Below are 2504 nucleotides of genomic sequence, written 5' to 3'. Positions count from 1 at the left end.
GACAAGGAATTCAGAAATACCGTCATCGCGCGCAGGTCGTCGTCTGACAGGTATTGCGTGCTGCCTCGAACCACCTCAGCCATCGGGCCGGTCGCAGCGCCGCCGGGGTGGACGCCCGTCTTGAGCAGCTCCGCGGTGTATTGCGGGTTCCCGCCCGACACGCCCGACACGCCAGCCTCGTCGCTGGTGCGCAATGAGGGTGCATACCAGTTTTGCATCGGAATCAGGCCGCCCGCCAGATCGAACTTTTCTTTCGCTGCGCCCAGCGCGTTGCGGGGGGTGTGGCAGTCGCCGCAGTGGCCCAAGCCGCGGACCAGGTAGGCGCCCCGGTTCCAGTCGGCGGTCTGGGTCGTGTCGGCCTGGTACACCCCGGGCGTGAAGTACAGCGCGCGCCACGCGGCCAGCGCAAATTGCGTACCAAAAGGCCAGCGCATCGCGTGGGCGATGTTGGACTGCCGGATGGGCGGCACCGTTTTCAGGTAGGCGTGCAGCGCATCCGAGTCCGCCCGCGTGATGTGGGTGAAGCTGGTGTAGGGAAAGGCCGGATTCAGCAAGCGCCCGTCTTTAGATCGGCCGTGATGCATCGCCTGCCAGAAATCGTTGGATGACCAACTGCCGATGCCCGTGCTGGTGTCGGACGTGAGGTTGCTGGAAAACACCGTGCCAAAGGGGGTGCGAATACCGCGACCACCGGCGAACGGTGGTCCGCCACGCGTGGTGTGGCAGGCCATGCAGTTGCCAGCGCGGGCCAGGTAGGCGCCTTGGGCGATCAGCGCCGACGCAGGGGTGGGGTTCACCACGGTGGTGCTTGCCGTGGCGAGCGCGGGCGCGCTGCCGCAGTGGATGGAAGGCGTGTTGGGGGGCGCTGGTGGCGGGGTTGGCAGAGGCTTGGTGTTGGCGGGCAAGGGCTGTGAGGCCAGCCAGTGGGCAACGGCGCTCACGTCCTGCGGCGTCAGTCGTTGCGCTATGGGCGCCATGCAGTCGGGCGCCTGGGCGCGCCGCTGCCTGGTTTGCCAGGCGCCGAGTTGGGCGTTCAGGTAGTCCCGTGGCAGGCCCAGCAGACCCGGGATGTTGGGTAGCACCCCGGTCAGCGCTCGGCCGTGACACTGAACGCAAGCCGGTATTTTGCGGCTTGCATCGCCCTGTGTCACCAGCAGCCGGCCCCGCTCCAGCAGCACTTTCGGCGCTGTGGCGGGCGCGGGCGGCGGGTAGGGCAGATCCAGCTGCGAGAAGTACTGCGCGATCTCCCGCAAATAGGCGTCGGACAGTGGCTCCAGCAGGCCCGTCATCAGGTCGTAATGACGCCGGCCATCCCGAAAATTCAAGAGCTGGTTGTAGAGGTAGCTGGCTGGTTTGCCCGCCAGTCGCGGGTAATAGCCGCCAGGGCCGGCATGGCCTTGTTTGTCGTGGCAGGCCGTACAGGCCAGCGTACGCTGGGCCATGCTGTCTTCGAACGGGGCGGCCAACACCGCATGGAGGGGCGGCCATCCGCACAGGGCGATGATCAGGACGCGAGCGAAGGATCGAAACATGGAGCGAGGTTTGAATGGAGAAAGGAGGGACCAAATTTTGCGCCGATAAGCGCTCGGGCACTTTTTGAAAGGTCATTTGCTACAAATTTAGTAGCTTCTTACGCATATTCCACGAGGGCTAGCGGCATTTTTTATCTAAAGTCACAGCGCCAGACGAAGATCATGCGCCGGTGCCGCCCGAAATTTTTTCGATCTGTTGGAAATACCCGACACCACGGTAATTTCGGCGGTGATACCTTCACGCCCTAGCCATCCACTTTCACGCGACTGCCATGCCTAAAACCCTGATTGAGCCCTTTCGCATCAAAAGCATCGAGCCGATCCGCATGACCACGCGGTCTGAGCGCGAGCAAATGCTCGAAGCGGCCAAACTCAATGTCTTCAAGCTGCGCGCCGAGGATGTGCTGATCGACTGGTTGACCGATTCCGGCACCGGCGCCATGTCGTCCCGCCAATGGGGCGCCATCATGGAGGGCGACGAGAGCTACGCCGGGGCGCGCAGCTTCTACCGGCTGGAGGCGGTGATCCAGGGCATCACCGGCATGCAGCATTTCGTGCCGACCCACCAGGGGCGCGCGGCCGAGAAGGTGCTGTTCACCGCCGTCTGCAAAAAGGGCGACCTGGTGCCCAATAACTCTCATTTCGACACGACCCGCGCCAACCTGGAATACATCGGCGTCGAGGCCGTGGATCTGGTCATTCCCGAAGGCTTGCAGCCGGCGCTGATCTACCCTTTCAAGGGCAATATTGATTTGCAGCGGGTCGAGGCGCTGCTCAAGACCCAGGGCGAGCGCATCCCCTTTGGCATGATGACCGTGACCAACAACACCGGCGGCGGTCAGCCGGTGTCCATGGCCAACATCCGGGCCTACGCGGCCCTGCTCAAACAGCATGGCAAGCCTTTCATCATGGACGTCTGCCGTTTCGCGGAAAACGCCATGTTCATCAAGATGCGCGAGCCGGGCTACGAAA

General features: G+C 63.4%; 2 protein-coding genes. One reads left to right on the top strand and one right to left on the bottom strand.

The window, feature by feature from the left end; genetic code table 11:
- A partial coding sequence (locus B3V69_RS03115) for a c-type cytochrome (RefSeq protein WP_414707459.1) occupies positions 1-845 on the bottom strand: 845 nt, incomplete at its 3' end.
- 959 nt (positions 846-1804) lie between these two features.
- On the opposite strand from B3V69_RS03115, the gene B3V69_RS03110 reads away from it, so the two are divergent.
- Positions 1805-2504 (top strand): tryptophanase (locus B3V69_RS03110; RefSeq protein WP_296443698.1); only part of this gene is annotated, 700 nt, incomplete at its 3' end.

The organism is Rhodoferax sp. UBA5149 (genome assembly GCF_002413825.1).
In the GTDB taxonomy this organism is placed as follows: domain Bacteria; phylum Pseudomonadota; class Gammaproteobacteria; order Burkholderiales; family Burkholderiaceae_C; genus Rhodoferax.
This window is presented reverse-complemented; position numbering and strand designations above follow the sequence as displayed.